We start from the raw sequence: 20,473 nt of genomic DNA, 5'->3' as shown, positions 1-20,473 counted from the left end.
GATAAAAATGACGAGAACAACCAGGGTAATCTCCTGGACAGCAGGGATTTTCTTGTTGTTGATCGTGGTCGTCGCCATCATTATTGCGACGTTTGACTGGAACCGTCTCAAGCCGACCATCAACCAGAAAGTCTCAACCGAACTGAACCGCCCCTTCGCCATACGCGGCGATTTAGGGGTGGTATGGGAGCGTCAGAAAGAGGAGCCCGGCTGGCGAAGCTGGATCCCCTGGCCTCACGTCCATGCCGACGACATCATTCTCGGCAACCCGCCGGATATCCCGGACGTCACCATGATCCACCTGCCGCGCGTTGAGGCCACGCTGGCTCCGCTGGCGCTCCTCACCAAAACGGTTTATCTGCCGTGGATCAAACTTCAGCAGCCCGATGCGCGTCTGATCCGACTTTCAGAAAAAAACAACAACTGGACGTTTAACCTTGCCAGCGACAGCGAAAAAGATCCGAATGCCCGGCCTTCTTCCTGGTCATTCCGTCTCGACAATATTCTCTTCGATCGCGGGCGGATCGCCATCGACGATAAGGTCAGCAAGGCGGACGTGGAGATCCTCGTCGATCCGCTGGGCAAACCGCTGCCGTTTAGCGAGGTCACGGGCACGAAAGCAAAAGGCGACGCGGCAAGCGTAGGCGACTATGTCTTCGGCCTGACGGCAAAAGGACGCTACAACGATCGGCCCCTCAGCGGTAAAGGGAAAATAGGCGGCATGCTGGCGCTGCGGAGCGAAGGCACGCCGTTCCCGGTGCAGGCGGACTTCCGTTCCGGTAACACCCGCGTGGCGTTCGTTGGCACGGTCAACGACCCGATGAATATGGGCGGCGTCGACCTTCAGCTTAAATTTGCCGGCGATTCGCTGGGCGAGCTGTATGAACTGACCGGCGTGCTGCTGCCGGATACCCCGCCGTTCGAAACGGACGGGCATCTGGTTGCCAAAATCGACACCGAAAAAGCGTCCGTTTTTGACTACCGGGATTTCAACGGCCGCATCGGCGACAGCGACATCCACGGCGCGCTGACCTACACCACCGGAAAACCGCGCCCGAAACTGGAAGGGGATGTTGAGTCCCGTCAGCTGCGTCTGGCCGATCTTGGTCCGCTGATTGGCGTGGATTCGGGTAAAGGTACCAGGTCGAAAGAGGTCAAAAAGGATGTTCAGCCTGCCGGCAAAGTGCTGCCATACGATCGCTTCGAAACCGACAAATGGAACGTGATGGATGCGGATGTGCGCTTCAAAGGCGGAAAAATTGAACATGGCAGTACGCTGCCGATCAGCAATCTTTCGACCCATATTCTCCTCAAAAACGCCGACCTGCGCCTGCAGCCGCTGAAGTTCGGCATGGCGGGCGGGACAATTTCCTCGAACATTCATCTGGAAGGCGATAAGAAGCCGATGCAGGGACGGGCGGAGATCCAGGCGCGTCGATTGAAGCTGAAAGAGCTGATGCCGAACGTAGAGCTGATGCAGAAAACCCTCGGTGAAATGAACGGTGATGCCGACATTCGCGGCGTGGGGAACTCGGTGGCGGCGCTGCTGGGCAGCGGCAATGGTAACCTGAAGCTGCTGATGAACGACGGGCTGGTCAGCCGCAACCTGATGGAGATCCTGGGGCTGAACGTCGGTAACTACGTCATCGGGCAAATTTTTGGTGATGACGAGGTGCGGGTGAACTGCGCGGCGGCCAATCTGGATCTGGTTAACGGCGTGGCGCGTCCGCAGATATTTGCCTTCGACACGGAAAACGCGGTGATTAACGTGACCGGGACCGCCAGCATGGCCTCGGAGCAGCTTGATTTGACGATTGACCCGGAAAGTAAGGGGATTCGTATCATCACCCTGCGCTCGCCGCTTTACGTGCGCGGAACCTTCAAAAACCCGCAGGCGGGCGTGAAGCCCGGACCGCTGATTGCGCGCGGTGCGGTGGCTGCGGCCCTGGCGACGCTGGTCACCCCGGCCGCAGCGCTGCTGGCGTTGATTTCGCCGTCAGAAGGCGAGGCCAATCAGTGCCGGACTATTTTGTCGCAGATGAAGAAGTAGCTCCCTTTCTCCCTCTCCCTGTGGGAGAGGGCCGCAGTGAATTACAGAGCCTGGTGCTTCGTCTCGTGCGTCAGCAGCAGCGCAATCAGCGTTAGCGCCGCCATGGCCGCCAGATAGACGCCCACATAGAACAGACCATAGTTCGCCTGCAGCCAGGTGGCGATATACGGCGCAACGGACGCGCCCAGAATAGAGGCAACGTTGTAGGAGAACGACGCGCCGGTATAACGCACTTCCGTCGGGAACAGCTCAGGCAGCAGCGCGCCCATCGGGCCGAAGGTCAGCCCCATCAGGCTCAGGCCAATCAGCAGATAGGCCATCACCAGCGCCGGGCTACCTGAACCCAGCAGCGGCGGGAAGACGAACAGCGCGAACAGAATAATCAGCGTGGTGATCGTAATCATGCTCGCACGACGACCAAATTTATCCGCCAGCAGGCCCGCAATTGGTACCATCACGCCAAACCCGATCACCGCCATCATCAGCATCCACAGCACTTCGTTACGCGGCAGCCCCAGGCCAACCGGCGCGGCGGCGGTACTGAACGTCATGGAGTAGACGGTCATGATGTAGAACAGCGTATAGGTTGCCAGCATGATGAACGTGCCCAGCACGGTCACGCGGACGTGTTTGGTCAGCAGCGTACCCAGCGGCACTTTCACCTGCTTGTTCTCCGCGGCCACTTTCGCAAAAACAGGAGTCTCATGCAGCGAAACACGCACATACAGGCCAATCAGCACCAGCACGGCTGAGAAGATAAACGGGAGACGCCAGCCCCAGCTCATGAACTGTTCATCCGTCAGCAGCCAGGAGAGCAGCAGGAACGTCCCGTTGGCAAAGAAGAAGCCAATCGGCGCGCCCAGCTGCGGGAATGAGCCGTACAGCGCGCGCTTGCGCGCCGGGGCGTTCTCGGTGGCCAGCAGCGCCGCGCCGCCCCATTCACCGCCCAGCCCCAGACCCTGACCGAAACGCGCCAGCGCCAGCAGGACCGGCGCCAGAATGCCGATGGTTTCATAGGTCGGCAGCAGACCGATGGCTACGGTGGAGATGCCCATCGTCAGCAGCGAGGCCACCAGGGTGACTTTTCGGCCAATGCGATCGCCAAAGTGTCCAAACAGCGCAGAGCCAATCGGACGCGCAACAAACGCGATGGCAAAGGTGGCCAGAGACTGCAGCGTGGCCGCCGTCGGATCGCCCTGAGGGAAGAAAATATGCGGGAAGACGATGACCGCGGCGGTGGCATAAATATAAAAGTCGAAGAACTCAATGGCGGTGCCAATCAGCGAGGCGACGACAACTTTATTGCGCGAGTTTACCGGAACGTTTTCCGTCCCTGAGTCGAGTGTGGTGGCTGTTGCTTGCATAATATTTTCTTATTTTTGTCGAACGAAAGGCCATATTACGCACAGCAAAAGCGACATTTCAATCTGTAACAAAGCCGCGTGCTGGTGATAAAAGCAACAAAAAGCGGATAATTTTCAGGCCAGCGAAAACACGTCTATGAAATGCTTCACAGATTTTAAATATCAGTCAATTAAACTGGTTTTCAGTTAAATAAAAGTTACGGACTGGATTTATATGCTGAAATGATGAATCGGGCTGAAATTTCAGCCCGAGAGCGGGGCTAGCGGTGCGTTTTACCGGGCATTCGCGTGTCGCCTTTGTACTCGGCGGTGGCAATCCATGCCGCGCAGAACAGAGTCAGACGGGCGAAGAAATAGAAGAAGGCCATCAGTCCCAGCACCGAGCCAAACGCCGCGCCAGAAGGGGATTTCACCAGCGACGGCAGCGTGTAGGTCATCACGATTTTGATCACCTCAAAGCCGATCGCCGCAATCAACGTGCCGCGGATCAGCGCCTTCTTGCGCGGACGATGGCGAGGCAAGCGCCAGAAGATCCAGAAGAACAGCAGGTAGTTGGCGAAGATGGAAATGGCCAGCCCAATGCCGCGCCAGGCGGGCTTGAGCCATTCGATGTAATCAAGATACAGCGCGGAGATGATCATCTGCTGCGCCGAGCCCGCCACGGAGGTAATGGAAAGCGTCACGATCAGCGCGACGAGCAGGCCAATCAGCGAAACAAAATCGCGGAGATACTTCACCCAGATTTTCTCCTGGTCCTGCGGCTTACGCTCCCAGACGTCGCGCGACTGGGCGCGAATGGCCTCGCGCAGGTTGCCCATCCAGTTCACGCCGGAGTAAAGGGCAATCAGCAAACCGACGATACCCACGGTGGTACGCTGCTGAACGGCGGTATTGATGGTGCTCTTGAGCGTGCTGGCAAGGGTCGGATCACTGACGTTATTCAGGATCTTACTGAAGATATCCTGCAGCAGCGTCGGGTGCGACGCGAGCACAAAACCGGCTGCCGCAAATGACACCATCAGGATTGGGATCATCGACAGGAAGGAAAAATAGGTGATGGCGGCACCAAACTGGTTTCCCATGCGGTCATTAAACCGTTCTGTGGCGCGTATCAGGTGCGCAATCATGGGAAGCTGCTGGATCTTTTCTGCCATGCTGGTAACCGTACCCAGCGCTTTGCTGGCTGTTCCCGGCGTTGCGGGCGCTTCAGGCTCGGTTTCCATCTTTTTGATGGGGTCATACTCTAAATGTTGAGTCGGTCGTTGCGGATTGTTTTCCGGCGTCACGCGCATTTTCCTTTTCGTTGAGCTGGATGTGTTTTTGAATTATAGCTTGCGGCTAGTCCACGTAAGCTTTTGTGAGTTCGGTAAGCCACTCCATGAACAGATGGACCCGGCGGGAGAGGTTGCGGCGGTGGGGGTAAATCAGGGAGACAGGCATCGGTTCGGCCCGGTATTGCGGGAGGATCTCAATCAGTTTCTTCGCGCGCAGTAAATCACGCACCCCAACCCGCGGAACCTGAATAATGCCCAGCCCGGCGAGACAGGCAGCCTGGTAAGTTTCCGTGCTGTTGACGGTTAACACCCCGCCCGTTTTTATCCACTGCGTCGCACTGCCGTTATAAAACTCAAAGCCCTGCGGGCGGGTTCCCAGCATCGCGGCGTAGTGGATCACGGCGTGCGAGCCTAAATCGTCGAGCGTTTCCGGGTAGCCAAATCGCGCCAGATAATCCGGGCTGGCGCAATTAATCACCGACAGCTTGCCCAGCGGACGGGCAATCAGCCCTGAATCCTTCAATGTGCCGACGCGCACCACGCAATCAAACCCTTCGCGGATCACATCCACCAGACGATCGCTGCTGCTGAGCTCGAGTTCAATGCCCGGATAGTGCTGCAGAAAAGCAGGCAGTTTGGGGATGACTAAATTTCGAGCAACGCCGACGGGCATATCCACGCGGAGCCGACCGCTGATGCTGGAGGGATCGTGCTGAAACATACCGTCGAGTTCATCAAGGTTTGCCAGCAGATCTTTTGCCCGTTCGTAATAGACCATGCCGTCCTGCGTCAGGCTGACGCGTCGCGTGGTGCGGTGCAATAGCTGGGTGCCAAGCCGGTTTTCCAGGGCCTGAATTTGCCGCGAGACGCTGCCTTTCGGCAGGGTTAATGTTTCGGCCGCGCGGGAAAAACTCTCCAGTTCCGCGACGCGGACGAACAACTGCATTGCGTGAATTTTATCCATAGAGGAAGCTCATTGTTGTTTCTGTTGAAACAGTGAAGCGTTTTAACCCATCTTTATTGATTTTCTATCACCTAATAAGCTCTTTCTCAATCTCCTTAACAGCCAAAACGAGGTTTATGATGAGTGAACGTATCGCATTAGTGACGGGTGGTAGCCGTGGTCTGGGTAAAAACGCTGCGTTAAAGCTGGCGGCAGACGGAACGGGAATTGTCCTGACATACAATCGTAGCCAGCAGGAAGCGCTGGATGTTGTGCATGAAATTCAGGAAAAAGGCGTCAACGCAGCGGCATTACAGCTCAACGTCGGGGATATCACGAGTTTTGATCATTTTGCCCGACAGCTTCAGGAAACCCTTAAGACCGCCTGGCAGCGCGAAACCTTTGACTATTTATTGAACAATGCCGGAACGGGTTTATATGCGCCCTATGCCGACACGACGGAAGCCCAGTTTGATGAAGCGCTGAACATTCATTTCAAAGGACCTTTCTTCCTGACCCAGCGCCTGCTGCCGCTGCTTAACGACGGGGGGCGTATCCTCAACGTCTCCAGCGGGCTGGCCCGTTTTACCCAGCCGGGCTCTGGGACCTACGCGGCCATGAAGGGGGCGATGGAAGTGCTGACGCGTTATCAGGCGAAAGAGCTGGGCGCGCGCGGAATTTCCGTCAATATCATTGCGCCGGGCGCGATTGAAACCGACTTTGGCGGCGGACGCGTGCGCGACAACGCGGAGCTGAATCAGCTTCTGGCCTCGCAGACGGCGCTGGGCCGGGTGGGGCTGCCGGACGATATTGGCGATGCCATTGCGGCACTGCTCAGCGATAAATTGGGCTGGATGAATGCGCAACGTATTGAAGTATCAGGCGGTATGTTCCTGTGATACACGGGCTTAAGGGGAAGGAACCCCTTAATGAAACCCTTAGTATGGATGTGTCTGCATACTGACAGTGATAAAGAACGCAGGCAGCCATAGCCGATAACCCCTTTTCATCACGATATTTCTCAAGAGAAAGACCCTGATGATTATTTATTAACGCAATGGCGGCAGAAAATATTTTCAGCGAATGACGTTTGATATTCGTTTCCTCTTAATAGCGACACTGAAGAGGAAACGACGTCCGGGAAATATCTGCTAAAAAGCGGTTGGTCAGGAATTATTATTCAGGTATTCCTGCTGTAATAAACCAAATAGCCAGTCATTTTGCCAGCGCCCCGCAAGGTAATAGCTCTCGCGTAATTCACCTTCCAGACGAAAGCGGGCTTTTTCCAGCAGGCGTCTTGACGCGACATTTCCCGCGGTGACGGTGGCGGTGAGTCGCCGTATACCGCCCTGATGAAAAGCGTAATCGCAAAGCGCTTTCAGGGATTCAAAGCCGTAACCTTTCCCCTGCGCCTCGGGTGCGAAAAGGAAGCCCACTTCGGCGCAGTCTTCCTCCCGATGAATATACCCGGTAACGCCCAGCGGGGCCTGTGAGGCGATGTCACGCACGACGAGACAAAGCCAGTGCGCGCTGCCCGGTGCCCATGGGGCCAGGCGCGAATCAAACGCCTCGCGGATCGCCGCGACGGGGCGGCCTTCCGCCACAAAGCGCATCACGTCCTGGTGCTGCTGTAGCGCCAGAAAAAAGGGCCAGTCTTGCTCCTGCAGGGGCGAACAGGTCAGGCGAGAGGTAATTAAAACCGGCATTCAGATTCTCCTGAAACATTTTAAATCATTTTAGGGTTGTCACTTTATTTCAACAGAAAGTCAGGTATGGTTAACCGCGTATAAATAAAAAGAATAAAGGGCATTTCGTGCCCATTCCGGATGTCTTCGTTGTCGCTTAAGGAAAACAATGACTCTCAGCACATCACATCATATTCGCGAACAGTTTGAACACTGTCTGGCGGTCATTCGCCATGCGTCGGTGGAAATTTTACTCCTTCTGAATGTACATGCTTCTGAGGGAAAAGATCCACGCTGGTTTCTGGAACAACTCGACAGCGCGCGATTAGCTCTGGGCGGCTGGGGAGCCGTTGCGAAAAAACTCAACCTCAATGATGCCGAGATGTCGGAATTTACGCTCCAGCTGCGCCTGCTGCAGCAGCGCGTTCCGCAGTATGAAAGCGGACAGGATGTGAGTGAAAACCAGCTTATTGCGGCGATGCGGTTTGTGACCGCGCTGGAACATCTTCGCCTGCAGCAGCCGCTGTTGACCTACAGCACCGACCTGGCACCGGGAAGCGAACTCCAGCAGCAGCAGGCGCACAAGCAGGTACGCGCGATTGAGCTGATGATCAAAGGGCTCATCCAGCAGGCCTGGCCCGATCAGGTACGGCTGAACAACCATCTTAAGACCCTGTTTAACGCTGACCGCGTGCGGCGCTGGCTGAAGCTTGGCGAGATCAACGATGTCCTCAGCGGCATGATGTTCAGTGAACTGGCGCAGATGCTGGTGGATAAAAAAGAGTTCAGCCGCTATTACGCTTCGCTGTTCAGCGACCCGTCCATGCTGACGCTGCTGGTAGAACCGCGCAAAACGCTGCAAACCTTCCTCGATGACATCCGGCAAATCCGCAACAGCATCACCGTTCAGAAAACGCTAAGCTCGGCGCAAATTCAGCTGCTGGATAGCTACTACGCGCAGATCGCGCGGCCCGTTCAGCGCGCGTTTGAAGAGGGGAGAACGCGCGTCAATCCGGCCGGATTCATGGCGGTAGATGCCAGCGAATTGCATACCTTCTGGGAAAAGGCGCAGAAAATGGATCGGGTCACTGGGGGGGATCTGTTTGAAGTCCGTGACACCATTGAAAAGCCGACCCAGCGCGCGCCGCGTACCCCTGAACAACGTGAGCAGCTCATTTCCGGTGCGCTATGGGGGGCGGTCGGCGTCATGGTGATTGCCATCGTGGCGGGGGGCTTCTGGCTGGTGACCAGCAGCAAACCGCAGCCTGCAACCGCCAGCGCGGCTGAAGCGGCTCCTCCGCAGGAAATGCGCGAGACGCCTTCTTCGCGCGAAACGCTCACGCGCATGGGGGTCACCTGGGACGAGAATAATTTCCGCTCGGCCATTAACCGCAACGATACCCGCGTGACCCTGCTATTTTTGCAGGGCGGTATGGACTGGAAGCTCTCCTGGACCGAAGAGGCGATGTCGGCAGGCTATGACGATGTGCTGGAGCTGATGCTACGCTACCGCCAGAACATGGTGGAAGAGAAGCCGTGCCGTCGCTTCATCAACACGCTCAGCCACGCCATGTCGAACGGCGAGTCTCTGACCTCGGTTCGTAAAGAGTATCTCAAAGCGTTCTGCACCGTGCCTGCCGTGGTGAAACGCCAGCAGCACGATCTCGACATGGCCACTCGCCGCGCGCAGTCGCAGCCGGATGCCACCACGAAAAAATGGCAGTCCATTCAGACTGCCATTTATGAGGTGATTCGCTAAAATTTTTCCCCTCACCCCAGCCCTCTCCCCATAGGGGCGAGGGAGATGAAGAGCGCACCGTGCAGTCCCCTCTCCCCTCTGGGGAGAGGGTTAGGGTGGGGGGTGAGGGCACCAGACCGCACCCCGCTTAAGGCTCCCCATACAACCCAATCAGCCGCCGCACCACGCCGTTCGTCCAGCCAAAACCGTCCTGCAGCGGATACTCACCCCCGCCACCTTCGCGCGGCGTGCTGCTGGCGATGTGGTACTTCTCAATCAGCTTGTGATGCGTCTTATAAAAATGGTTCACCGTATGCAGCCAGCTCCAGGCGATCTCATCGCCCAGCGAGTCGTTGCCGTACTGCTTGAACCCCTGAATCGCCATCCACTGCAGCGGCGCCCAGCCGTTGGGTTTATCCCACTGCTCTCCGGTTTCGTACTCGGTCGCCAGAATTCCGCCCGGCGTCAGCAGACGCGCTTTGACCGCATCCGACAAACGTTCTGCCTGCTCGTGCGTCGCCATTCCAACATACAGCGGCACAATGCTGGCGGCAGAAAACAGCGCAAGCTCTTCGCGTCGCCAGTCGTAATCGCGGTAGCAGCCGCTCTCCTCGTCCCACAGATAGCGGTTCACCGCCGCGCGGCGATCGTTGGCTTTCTGGCGGAACGCCTCTGCCGTCTCTTTATCCCCTTTCGACGCCGAGATGTTGGCGATAGCGCTTTCCAGCTTGAACAGGAAGGCGTTCAGATCGATGGGGATAAACTGCGTCGTGCGGATGCTGGCGAGCCGCGACGGATCGCGCAGCCAGCGGGACGAATAATCCCAGCCGGACGCCGCACCCGCGCGCAGGTCGCGATATACCTCATTGGGCGGACGACCCGAGTGGCGGGCAGTTTCCACGTCCTCAATCCACGATTCGTCGCGCGGGGTATCACGGTCGTCCCAGTAGCGGTTGAGCAGTGAACCGTCCGGCATGCGCACAGCACTGCGGTAAGCCTGGTTAAGCAGCAGCGACTCCGCGCCGTCCATCCAGAAGGCGTATTCCATTTTGAGGTGATCCAGATAGCGTTTCGCACCGCGCACGCCGTCCTCCTCGAACAGCTCCACCATCAGGGCAAAGACCGGCGGCTGCGAGCGGCTGAGGTAATAGGTGCGGTTGCCGTTGGGGATATGCCCGTAGCGTTCAATCAGCCAGGCGAAGTTGTCCGCCATACATTTGAGCAGATCGTTACGGCCGCTCTCCGCCAGCCCCAGCATGGAGAAATAGGAATCCCAGTAGTAGGTCTCGCTGAATCGCCCGCCGGGGACGATATAGGCCTGCGGCAGGGCCAGCAGGGAAGACCAGGGAATATGATCCTGCGGCTCGCGCGTCAGCACCGGCCACAGGTTATCAATATGCTCTTTCAGGGAGAGTCCCGGGTCGGAGACATATTCTGTGCCGTACGTTTCCGGCATCCAGAAGTGGTTCTCCACAAACTGGCGCAGGTCGAAATCCCGGTGGCGTCTGACCTTGCGGTAGCGGATCAGGATATCCAGCGGATCCATCTTCGGCGCGCAGTCGGGGAAGGTTTTACTGTCCGCAAACAGCCGCGTCGACTGCACATGCTCGAACAGTTCAAGATAGCGGTCTGCGGGCGTCAACGCATCGGAGGCGGGTAGCCCCTCGATCATTTCGGGTTCCGGCTCCGCCTCAATCATTTCATCCAGTTTCAACTCGCAGGGATCGGTCTCGTAGCGCAGCTCTTCTGCAATCTCGAACTCGATGTTCTCGGTAGCCTGTAGTTTCTGGTTGAACATGGTGATAGGGACCTCCGGTTGTGTGTTCAAAAGACAGGTTTATCCGGGCGTCTTATAAGCGTAGACATTCGCTTCGGTAGATGGGGAGGGATATGTGCGGTAGATCACTATTTTCGGAGCATTCGTTTTGCAACGATTTATGAATGTTAAAAAAAATGCCCCTCCGGAGAGGGGCATCAGGATTAACGCATGGTCACAAACTCTTCCGCGGCCGTCGGGTGGATGGCCACCGTGTTGTCGAAGTCTTTCTTGGTTGCGCCCATCTTCAGCGCCACGGCGAAGCCCTGCAGGATCTCGTCCATGCCGAAACCGATGCCGTGGATACCGACAATCTTCTCTTCCGGACCTACGCAGACCAGCTTCATGCGGCACGGCTGACGGTGAGAGGTGACGGCGGTGTACATCGCGGTAAATGCCGATTTATACACTTTCACCTGGTCGTCGCCGTACTGCTCGCGCGCCTGCGGCTCGGTTAAGCCGACGGTGCCGATTGGCGGGTGGCTGAAGACCACGGTTGGGATGTTGCTGTAGTCCAGATGCTCGTCCGGCTTGTTGTTGAACAGGCGCTCGGAGAGACGACGGCCCGCCGCAACGGCGACCGGCGTCAGCTCAACCGCGCCGGTGTTATCGCCGACCGCATAAATGCCCGGTACGCTGGTGTTCTGGAATTTATCGACGACGATATAGCCTTTTTCGTCGGTTTTCACGCCCGTCACGCCCAGGTTGAAGTTATCGTTCGCAGGTTCACGGCCAATCGCCCAGATCAGGCAATCGACGGTCTGGCTGCGGCCATCTTCCAGCTCAAGCGTCAGGCTACCATCCGCGTTTTTCACCACCGCTTTTGGCACGGCGTTGGTGTGCAGGGTCGGGCCTTCGGTGTTCATCACTTCAACCAGCGTATCGACAATCAGCGGGTCAAAGCTGCGCAGCGGCGCGTGTTTACGTACGAACAGGTGCGCTTCCGCGCCCAGGCCGTTAATCACGCCAGCCAGTTCCACCGCGATATAGCCCGCGCCAACAACGGCAACGCGTTTTGGCAGGGCAGGCAGCTCGAAGAAACCGTCGGAGTCGATGCCGTATTCCACGCCCGGGATGTTCGGGTGGCTCGGACGACCGCCGGTGGCGATCAGGATGCGATCGGCGGTGATCGTCTCGCCGTTCACTTCGATCGTTTTCGCGTCCACAAAGCGGGCGAAACCGTGGATAACATCGACGTTATTTTTACCCAGCACGTTGTCGTACGAGGTGTGAATACGGTCGATGTAGGCGGTACGGCTGGCGATCAGTTTGTCCCAGTCGAAGCGGTTGATGGTGGTGTCAAAGCCGTAGTCCGGGCCATACATATGGATAGCTTCACGGATCTGCGCCGCATGCCACATCACTTTCTTCGGTACACAACCCACGTTCACGCAGGTGCCGCCCAGCGCTTTGGCTTCAATCAGCGCGCACTTCTGGCCGTACATGGCCGCACGGTTGATGGAGGCGATGCCGCCGCTGCCGCCGCCGATTGCGATGTAGTCATAATGCTTAGTCATTGCTTTTGTCCTTAATCGTGAATTGCCGCGATTGTATACCTGAAATCAATAGTTTCCACCGATGACTGCGATTACTCCGGCACGATCCAACTGACGGTGGCGTGGCCTGTACCGGCGGGCACCAGCGTTTTATGCAGCCACGGCAGCACGTTGTTCATCTGCGCTTCGAGCTTCCACGGCGGGTTGATCACAATCATGCCGGAGGCGGTCATGCCGCGCTGATCGCTGTCAGGGCGTACCGCCAGCTCGATCTGCAGGATCTTGCGGATGCCGGTCGCTTCCAGGTCTTTGATCATGCGTTTGATTTGCGCGCGCAGCACCACCGGGTACCACAGGGCATAGGTGCCGGTAGCGAAGCGTTTGTAACCTTCGTGGATGCCGGTTACCACCGCCTGATAGTCGGTTTTGATTTCGTACGGCGGGTCGATCAGCACCAGGCCACGACGGGAAACCGGCGGCAGTTTGGCCTTCAGCTGCTGGTAACCGTCGGCTTTTTCCACGCGGGCGCGGCTGTCTTTCTGGAATTCGGAACGCAGCAGCGGGAAGTCGCTCGGATGCAGTTCGGTCAACTGGAGGCTGTCCTGCTCGCGCAGCAGCTGGCGTGCAATCAGCGGTGAGCCAGGGTAGTAGCGCAGCTGGCCGTTGCGGTTGAAGTGATTCACCACACCGATGTAAGGCTCCAGCTCGGCAGGCAGGTCGTCCTGCTGCCAGATGCGGGCAATCCCTTCCAGATATTCACCGGTACGCTCGGCATGCTCGCCGCTCAGCTGATAACGGCCCGCGCCCGCGTGCGTGTCCAGATAGAGAAACGGCTTCTCTTTCTCTTTGAGCGATTCGATGATCAGGCTCTGAACGGTGTGTTTAAGGACGTCGGCGTGGTTGCCTGCGTGGAAGCTGTGGCGATAACTGAGCATGGATGAATGTGTTCCAGGTAATAAACGTAGGCCCGATAAGCGTAACGCCATCGGGCAAAAATAGAGCGTATCGCCACAGTATACAGAAAAGTTTCCACCGCCGCGAAAGCGCAACGTCCGGCATTGAAATCCTCTACACTTAACCCCATTCTAGATCTCATATGCACAGCGCCGGATGCGCGCTTCATTCACCTATTTCAACAGGACAGCGTTTATGACCAATCCATTACTGACGCCTTTTTCGTTGCCGCCGTTTTCTAAAATCCTCCCTGAGCATGTTGTTCCAGCCGTTACGCAATCGCTGGACAACTGCCGCGCGGCGGTAGAAAGCGTGGTAGCGCAGGGCGCGCCGTACACCTGGGAAAATCTGTGTCAGCCGCTGGCCGAAGTGGACGACGTGCTGGGGCGTATCTTCTCCCCGGTGAGCCACCTGAACTCGGTAAAAAACAGCCCGGAACTGCGCGAAGCCTACGAGCAGACCCTGCCGCTGCTCTCTGAGTACAGCACCTGGGTCGGGCAGCACGAAGGGCTGTACAAAGCCTACCGCGACCTGCGCGACGGCGACCACTATGCCGAACTGAACACGGCGCAGAAAAAATCGGTCGATAACGCCCTGCGTGATTTTGAGCTGTCCGGGATTGGCCTGCCAAAAGAGAAGCAGACCCGCTACGGCGAAATTGCCGCGCGTCTGTCCGAGCTGGGCAACCAGTACAGCAACAACGTGCTCGACGCCACCATGGGCTGGACGAAGCTGATTACCGACGAAGCGGAGCTGGCCGGTATGCCGGAAAGCGCGCTGGCGGCGGCAAAAGCCCAGGCTGAAGCGAAAGAGCAGGAAGGCTTCCTGTTGACGCTTGATATCCCGAGCTATCTGCCGGTGATGACCTACTGCGACAACCAGGCCCTGCGCGAAGAGATGTACCGCGCGTACAGCACCCGCGCCTCCGATCAGGGGCCGAATGCCGGTAAGTGGGACAACAGCCCGGTAATGGCGGAAATCCTCGCCCTGCGTCACGAGCTGGCGCAGCTGCTGGGCTTCGAAAACTACGCCGATAAATCCCTCGCCACCAAAATGGCGGAGAACCCGCAGCAGGTGCTCGACTTCCTGACCGATCTGGCGAAACGCGCCCGTCCGCAGGGTGAGAAAGAGCTGGCCCAGCTGCGCGCCTTCGCGAAAGCGGAGTTCGGCGTGGACGAGCTGCAGCCGTGGGATATCGCGTACTACAGCGAAAAACAGAAGCAGCACCTCTACAGCATCAGCGACGAGCAGCTGCGCCCGTACTTCCCGGAAAACAAAGCCGTTAACGGCCTGTTCGAAGTGGTAAAGCGCATCTATGGCATCACCGCCAAAGAGCGTACCGATATCGACGTCTGGCACCCGGACGTGCGCTTCTTCGAGCTGTATGACGAGAAAAACGAGCTGCGCGGCAGCTTCTACCTCGATCTCTACGCGCGTGAGAACAAGCGCGGCGGGGCGTGGATGGACGACTGCGTAGGCCAGATGCGTAAAGCCGACGGTTCCCTGCAAAAACCGGTCGCCTACCTGACCTGTAACTTCAACCGTCCGGTAAGCGGCAAACCGGCGCTGTTCACCCACGACGAAGTGATCACCCTTTTCCACGAGTTCGGTCATGGTCTGCACCACATGCTGACCCGTATCGAAACCGCAGGCGTAGCCGGTATCAGCGGCGTGCCGTGGGATGCGGTCGAGCTGCCAAGCCAGTTTATGGAAAACTGGTGCTGGGAGCCGGACGCGCTGGCGTTTATCTCCGGCCACTACGAGACCGGCGAACCGCTGCCGAAAGAGCTGCTGGATAAAATGCTGGCGGCGAAAAACTACCAGGCGGCGATGTTCATTCTGCGCCAGCTGGAGTTCGGCCTGTTCGATTTCCGCCTGCACGCCGAGTTTAGCCCGGAGCAGGGCGCTAAAATCCTTGAGACCCTGGCCGAGATTAAAAAGCAGGTTGCCGTTATTCCAGGGCCAACCTGGGGCCGCTTCCCGCATGCCTTCAGCCATATCTTCGCCGGCGGCTACGCGGCGGGCTACTACAGCTACCTGTGGGCCGACGTGCTGGCGGCAGATGCCTTCTCCCGCTTCGAAGAAGAGGGGATCTTCAACCGCGAAACCGGCCAGTCGTTCCTCGATAACATCCTGACCCGCGGCGGGTCTGAAGAGCCAATGGTGCTGTTCAAACGCTTCCGCGGCCGCGAGCCGCAGCTGGACGCGATGCTTGAGCATTACGGGATCAAAGGCTGATTGTTACGTGAAGATCTGCTTAGTAGATGAAACAGGCGCCGGAGACGGCGCCTTATCTGTTCTGGCGGCCCGCTGGGGGCTGGAGCACGATGAAGAAAACCTGATGGCGCTGGTGATGACGCCGGAACATCTCGAATTACGCAAGCGCGACGAACCGAAGCTCGGCGGGATTTTCGTCGACTTTGTCGGCGGCGCGATGGCGCACCGGCGCAAGTTTGGCGGCGGTCGCGGCGAAGCGGTGGCCAAAGCGGTCGGCATCAAAGGGAGCTACCTCCCGGATGTGGTCGATGCCACGGCGGGGCTGGGGCGCGATGCGTTTGTGCTGGCGTCAGTCGGCTGTCGCGTGCGGATGCTGGAGCGTAATCCGGTCGTCGCTGCGCTGCTCGATGATGGACTAGCGCGGGGCTATGCGGACCCGGAAGTCGGCCCGTGGCTGCAGGAACGACTACAGCTGATCCACGCTTCCAGCCTGACGGCATTAACGGACATCACCCCGCGCCCGCAGGTGGTCTATCTCGACCCTATGTTCCCGCATAAGCAGAAAAGCGCGCTGGTGAAGAAAGAGATGCGGGTGTTTCAGTCGCTGGTGGGACCGGATTTGGATGCCGATGGCCTGCTGGAGCCGGCTCGTCAGCTTGCCACGAAGCGGGTGGTGGTAAAGCGCCCGGACTATGCGCCGCCGCTGGCGGACGTTGCGACCACTAACGCGGTGACCACCAAAGGGCACCGGTTTGATATTTATCCGGGTACGCCGGAATAAAAAAGCCGGGTGGCGGCTTCGCCTTACCCGGCCTGTGTCCTCGATCTATTCCCTCTCCCTTTGGGAGAGGGTTAGGGTGAGGGGAGTTTAACGCACTTACTCGTCTTCTTCGTCACGCAGTGGAACAATCAGCATATCCACGTGAACGGTGTTAATCAGCTGGCGCGCTGAAGACATCAGTTTGCTCCAGAAGTCCTGATGATGACCGCAAACCACCAGGTCCATATCGTATTTCTTAATCGCATCAACCAGCACCTGGCCCAGGTCGCCGCTGCCGCTCAGGGTTTCGGTAATCGGATAGCCCGCGTTGGTGGAGAGTTCGCTCAGGGCATGGTGAGTCTCTTCGGAGATGCGTTTCTGCATATCGCCAAGATTCACGTCGATCAGACCGGTGTAGAGGTCGGAGTAATTCACGTCAACGTGAATCAGCGAAACTTTCGCGTTGTAGGGACGTGCCATGGATACCGCTTTATCAACCAGCACTTTGCTCTCCGGAGAGAGGTCAACCGCGATGAGAATGTGTTTGTAAGCCATAGTGTTACTCCTTCCTTAAGTTATCGATGACTAAGTGAGAATGCCGTCGTCTGATACTTTCATTACGGCCCAGTTAAACATATTTTTCAAGCTTTGGTGTTGATAACGATTAACCTTGTGGCAAAAAAATTAACGGATCTCCTACACTGTTAAATGAGCCGTTCGGATATTAAAACGCGAACCGGATCGATTTTGGTCATTCTTTCACTGAACTGTCTGTCAGGGCATTGGGGTGCGGTAGCTCAGGAGCCTTGCTTCGTGGGCGGACGCCGGGGAGGATGTATGATTAGCACCGTCGCATTGTTTTGGGCGTTATGCGTGGTTTGCATAGTGAATATGGCGCGCTACTTCTCATCGTTACGTGCGCTGTTAGTGGTACTTCGTGGTTGCGATCCGTTGCTTTATCAGTATGTGGACGGTGGAGGGTTCTTCACCTCGCATGGACAGCCCAGCAAGCAGATGCGTCTGGTGGGGTACATCTACTACCAGCGCTACCGCGATCATCACGATGAAGAGTTTATTCGTCGCTGCGAGCGCCTGCGTCGTCAGTTCATTTTGACCAGCGCCCTGTGCGGGCTGGTCGTAGTCAGTATGATTGCATTGATGATTTGGCACTGAGCATAAAAAAAGCGGGTCAGTTTCCTGACCCGCTTTTTTGTCGCCTTCAGCCGATTAAATCAGCTTCAGCGAAATCCAGTACAAACCGCCAGACAGCAGGATGGACGCCGGAAGGGTGAACACCCAGGCCATCAGAATGTTGGTCACGGTTTTGCGCTGCAGACCGCCACCGTCAACAATCATGGTACCTGCCACGGACGAAGAGAGTACGTGGGTGGTGGATACCGGCATACCGGTGTAGCTCGCCAGACCGATAGACACTGCCGCCGTCATCTGCGCGGACATACCCTGCGCATAGGTCATGCCTTTCTTACCGATCTTCTCGCCGATGGTGGTCGCCACACGACGCCAGCCAATCATCGTACCGATACCAAGCGCCAGCGCGACGGCCATGATGATCCAGATTGGCGCGTACTCAATGGTGTTGAGCATATCGCTTTTCAGTTTCTTCAGCAGACGTTTGTCGTCACCATTCACCTCTGGCAGCTTCGCGACTTTATCGGTCACATCAGAGATACAGAGCATGATACGACGAAGCTGACCACGCTGTTCTACAGCCAGTTTGTCGTAGCTTTCGATATCGCCCAGCATGCCTTTCGCACGTTCCAGCGCGTTAATCGCGTTTGCCGGATGGCAGTGGAACTCGCCAGGCGCGGTGGTTGCACCGGCTTCCGGAGAAGGGATCAATTGATCAACGCCGGTCGCTTTTTTCAGCAGGTCAGGATGCTGCTGGAAATAGGTTTCAACGTTGTTGACCGCATCGCGGGTACGGGTGATTTCGTAACCCGAGGCGTTCATGTTCACCACGAAGCCTGCCGGTGCGACGCCGATCAGAACCAGCATCACCAGACCAATGCCTTTCTGCCCGTCGTTCGCGCCGTGAGAGAAGGCCACGCCGATAGCAGAAATGATCAGGGCGATACGCGTCCAGAACGGCGGCTTTTTCTTGCCGTCTTTCTTCTCACGCTCTGCTGGCGTCAGGTGGATACGCGCACGTTTTTTCGTGTTACTCCAGTAACGACGCAGGATGAAAATCAATCCCCCCGCGACTACCAGACCCACGATAGGGGAGATGATCAGGGAGCCGAAAATGCCCAATACTTTAGGCAGGTTCAGCGCATCAACAACCGATGTCCCGGTCATCAGGGCGTTGGTTAACCCGATACCGATAATCGCGCCGATGAGGGTGTGAGAACTGGATGCAGGCAGGCCAAAATACCAGGTACCGAGGTTCCAGATAATTGCAGCAAGCAGCATTGAGAACACCATAGCGAGGCCATGGCCAGAACTAACGTTAAGCAGCAGATCCGTTGGCAGCATATGCACAATGGCATACGCAACGCTCAGCCCGCCCAGGAGAACACCAAAAAAGTTAAATACCGCCGCCATAACAACCGCAAGCTGCGATCGCATTGCGCGAGTGTAGATAACCGTCGCTACTGCGTTTGCAGTGTCGTGGAAGCCGTTGATCGCTTCGTAAAACAGTACAAAAACCAGAGCAAGCAATAATAAAAGCCCGGTATGTAAATCCAGGCCGGCAAACAAATGTAGCATAGGACGTTACGCCATTTTGAGGACATGAACGCGGCGCATTATCCAGGACAAATGCGCGGCGGGCAAAGTGAAATATAGACTTTTTTTGACATGCCACCTGATTTGAGAAAAGCGCCAGAAAGGATATTCTTTAAATTTCAATGGAATGGCTTTGTAATATCTTTTTACGCTGGTGTGACCACAGAGGAAACTTTACAATCCGCGGCAGTTAACAAAGAGGGTTTTGACGTGGAAAGGTTTGATGCCGTGGTAATTGGCGCCGGTGCGGCGGGTATGTTTTGTGCGGCAATGGCCGGACAGGCGGGTCGTCGCGTGCTGCTGCTGGATAACGGTAAAAAGCCCGGCCGTAAGATCCTGATGTCCGGCGGTGGGCGCTGCAACTTTACTAATCTGTATGTTGAACCCGCGGCCTATTTGAGCCAAAACCGTCATTTTTGTAAATCTGCGCTGGCGCGCTACACCCAATGGGATTTTATCGACCTGGTGGGTAAGCACGGCATCGCGTGGCATGAAAAGACGCTGGGGCAGCTGTTCTGCGACGACTCCGCGCAGCAGATTGTCGATATGCTGGTGGCCGAGTGCGAGAAGGGCGGCGTCGTCATGCGCCTGCGCACGGAAGTGCTGGAGGTCGCCCGCGACGACCAGGGCTATACGCTGCAGTTGAATGGTGAAACCGTCAGCGCTGACAGCCTGGTGATCGCCAGCGGCGGCCTGTCTATGCCGGGGCTGGGCGCCTCCCCGTTCGGCTATAAGATTGCCGAACAGTTTGGCCTGAAAGTCTTGCCTACGCGCGCCGGGCTGGTGCCATTTACGCTGCATAAACCGCTTCTTGAACAGCTTCAGACGCTGTCTGGCGTGTCCGTTCCCTCCGTCATTACCGCCGAAGACGGGACGGTGTTCCGCGAAAATCTGCTCTTTACCCATCGCGGCCTCTCCGGCCCGGCGGTACTGCAAATCTCCAGCTACTGGCAGCCGGGGGAGTTTGTCACGGTTAACCTGCTTCCCGATTGCGATCTCGACGCGTTCCTTAACGAGCAGCGTACCGCGCACCCGAATCAAAGCCTGAAAAACACCCTGGCAATGCAGCTGCCAAAACGTCTGGTGGAATGTTTGCAGGCGCTGGGGCAGATCCCGGACGTGTCGCTCAAGCAGCTTAACAGCCGCGAGCAGGAAACGCTGGTCGAGACCCTGACAAACTGGCGCGTTCAGCCAAACGGCACCGAAGGCTACCGCACGGCGGAAGTGACGCTGGGTGGCGTTGACACGAATGAGCTCTCGTCCCGCACCATGGAAGCGCGCAACGTGCCGGGGCTCTATTTTATTGGCGAAGTGATGGATGTGACCGGCTGGCTCGGCGGGTACAACTTCCAGTGGGCATGGGCAAGTGCCTGGGCGTGCGCTCAGGCGCTGGCAGATGTCCGAAGACAATAAAGTTGTACACAAAGCACT

General features: G+C 57.2%; 16 protein-coding genes and 1 pseudogene. 7 read left to right on the top strand and 10 right to left on the bottom strand.

Going from position 1 to position 20,473, the window contains the following annotated elements:
* Positions 1-7: 7 nt before the first annotated feature.
* Entirely contained in the window at positions 8-2,050 is a 2,043-nt protein-coding gene (locus tag HB664_RS02170) for an AsmA family protein (protein WP_219940306.1), read from the top strand.
* Between the two features lie 41 nt (positions 2,051-2,091).
* Here HB664_RS02170 and HB664_RS02165 read toward each other — a convergent pair whose 3' ends face one another.
* The 3 genes from HB664_RS02165 to HB664_RS02155 form a co-directional block, all read right to left on the bottom strand.
* Positions 2,092-3,414, bottom strand: a complete 1,323-nt coding sequence (locus tag HB664_RS02165; protein ID WP_211438699.1) for an MFS transporter — start codon at positions 3,412-3,414, stop codon at positions 2,092-2,094.
* Between the two features lie 260 nt (positions 3,415-3,674).
* Complete coding sequence (gene yhjD, locus HB664_RS02160; protein WP_039263097.1) at positions 3,675-4,700, bottom strand: inner membrane protein YhjD; 1,026 nt, start codon at positions 4,698-4,700, stop codon at positions 3,675-3,677.
* Between the two features lie 52 nt (positions 4,701-4,752).
* On the bottom strand, positions 4,753-5,652 hold the full coding sequence (locus HB664_RS02155) for a LysR family transcriptional regulator (RefSeq protein WP_045404754.1): 900 nt from the start codon (positions 5,650-5,652) through the stop codon (positions 4,753-4,755).
* Positions 5,653-5,771: 119 nt separating this feature from the next.
* Here HB664_RS02155 and HB664_RS02150 point away from each other — a divergent pair, with 119 nt between their 5' ends.
* Entirely contained in the window at positions 5,772-6,530 is a 759-nt protein-coding gene (locus tag HB664_RS02150) for an SDR family NAD(P)-dependent oxidoreductase (RefSeq protein WP_094934859.1), read from the top strand.
* 97 nt (positions 6,531-6,627) lie between these two features.
* On the opposite strand, the pseudogene HB664_RS22985 reads toward HB664_RS02150, so the two are convergent.
* Positions 6,628-6,726: pseudogene (locus HB664_RS22985) on the bottom strand (lysozyme); the annotation flags it as partial.
* A gap of 71 nt (positions 6,727-6,797) precedes the next feature.
* The gene (locus tag HB664_RS02145; protein ID WP_094934860.1) at positions 6,798-7,337 is read right to left on the bottom strand and encodes a GNAT family N-acetyltransferase; all 540 of its coding nucleotides are present in this window, start codon (positions 7,335-7,337) and stop codon (positions 6,798-6,800) included.
* Positions 7,338-7,485: 148 nt separating this feature from the next.
* Here HB664_RS02145 and HB664_RS02140 point away from each other — a divergent pair, with 148 nt between their 5' ends.
* Positions 7,486-9,075 carry an STY4199 family HEPN domain-containing protein gene (locus HB664_RS02140; RefSeq protein WP_094934861.1) on the top strand — a complete coding sequence of 530 codons (1,590 nt, stop codon included), beginning with the start codon at positions 7,486-7,488 and terminating at the stop codon, positions 9,073-9,075.
* A gap of 127 nt (positions 9,076-9,202) precedes the next feature.
* Here the strand turns inward: HB664_RS02140 and HB664_RS02135 are convergent, their stop codons facing one another.
* The 3 genes from HB664_RS02135 to HB664_RS02125 form a co-directional block, all read right to left on the bottom strand.
* Positions 9,203-10,852 carry an alpha,alpha-trehalase gene (locus HB664_RS02135; protein ID WP_033146864.1) on the bottom strand — a complete coding sequence of 550 codons (1,650 nt, stop codon included), beginning with the start codon at positions 10,850-10,852 and terminating at the stop codon, positions 9,203-9,205.
* Positions 10,853-11,034: 182 nt separating this feature from the next.
* Positions 11,035-12,387: a glutathione-disulfide reductase gene (gorA, locus tag HB664_RS02130; RefSeq protein WP_029740254.1), complete on the bottom strand. Its 1,353-nt coding sequence runs from the start codon at positions 12,385-12,387 to the stop codon at positions 11,035-11,037.
* A gap of 71 nt (positions 12,388-12,458) precedes the next feature.
* Positions 12,459-13,301 carry a 23S rRNA (adenine(2030)-N(6))-methyltransferase RlmJ gene (locus tag HB664_RS02125; protein WP_032640380.1) on the bottom strand — a complete coding sequence of 281 codons (843 nt, stop codon included), beginning with the start codon at positions 13,299-13,301 and terminating at the stop codon, positions 12,459-12,461.
* A 214-nt stretch (positions 13,302-13,515) separates the two neighbouring features.
* Here HB664_RS02125 and prlC point away from each other — a divergent pair, with 214 nt between their 5' ends.
* Positions 13,516-15,558: an oligopeptidase A gene (gene prlC, locus HB664_RS02120; RefSeq protein WP_064673676.1), complete on the top strand. Its 2,043-nt coding sequence runs from the start codon at positions 13,516-13,518 to the stop codon at positions 15,556-15,558.
* Positions 15,559-15,565: 7 nt separating this feature from the next.
* Entirely contained in the window at positions 15,566-16,318 is a 753-nt protein-coding gene (gene rsmJ, locus HB664_RS02115) for a 16S rRNA (guanine(1516)-N(2))-methyltransferase RsmJ (RefSeq protein ID WP_029740252.1), read from the top strand.
* A gap of 96 nt (positions 16,319-16,414) precedes the next feature.
* Here the strand turns inward: rsmJ and uspA are convergent, their stop codons facing one another.
* On the bottom strand, positions 16,415-16,852 hold the full coding sequence (uspA, locus tag HB664_RS02110; RefSeq protein ID WP_003861223.1) for a universal stress protein UspA: 438 nt from the start codon (positions 16,850-16,852) through the stop codon (positions 16,415-16,417).
* Positions 16,853-17,134: 282 nt separating this feature from the next.
* On the opposite strand from uspA, the gene uspB reads away from it, so the two are divergent.
* Entirely contained in the window at positions 17,135-17,470 is a 336-nt protein-coding gene (gene uspB, locus HB664_RS02105) for a universal stress protein UspB (protein WP_003861224.1), read from the top strand.
* A gap of 54 nt (positions 17,471-17,524) precedes the next feature.
* On the opposite strand, the gene pitA is transcribed toward uspB, so the two are convergent.
* Entirely contained in the window at positions 17,525-19,024 is a 1,500-nt protein-coding gene (pitA, locus tag HB664_RS02100) for an inorganic phosphate transporter PitA (protein ID WP_023309552.1), read from the bottom strand.
* 228 nt (positions 19,025-19,252) lie between these two features.
* Here pitA and HB664_RS02095 point away from each other — a divergent pair, with 228 nt between their 5' ends.
* Positions 19,253-20,455 carry an NAD(P)/FAD-dependent oxidoreductase gene (locus HB664_RS02095; RefSeq protein WP_210867504.1) on the top strand — a complete coding sequence of 401 codons (1,203 nt, stop codon included), beginning with the start codon at positions 19,253-19,255 and terminating at the stop codon, positions 20,453-20,455.
* Positions 20,456-20,473: the final 18 nt, after the last annotated feature.

This window comes from Enterobacter sp. DNB-S2, from assembly GCF_019443845.1.
Lineage (GTDB): Bacteria > Pseudomonadota > Gammaproteobacteria > Enterobacterales > Enterobacteriaceae > Enterobacter > Enterobacter asburiae_B.
This window is presented reverse-complemented; position numbering and strand designations above follow the sequence as displayed.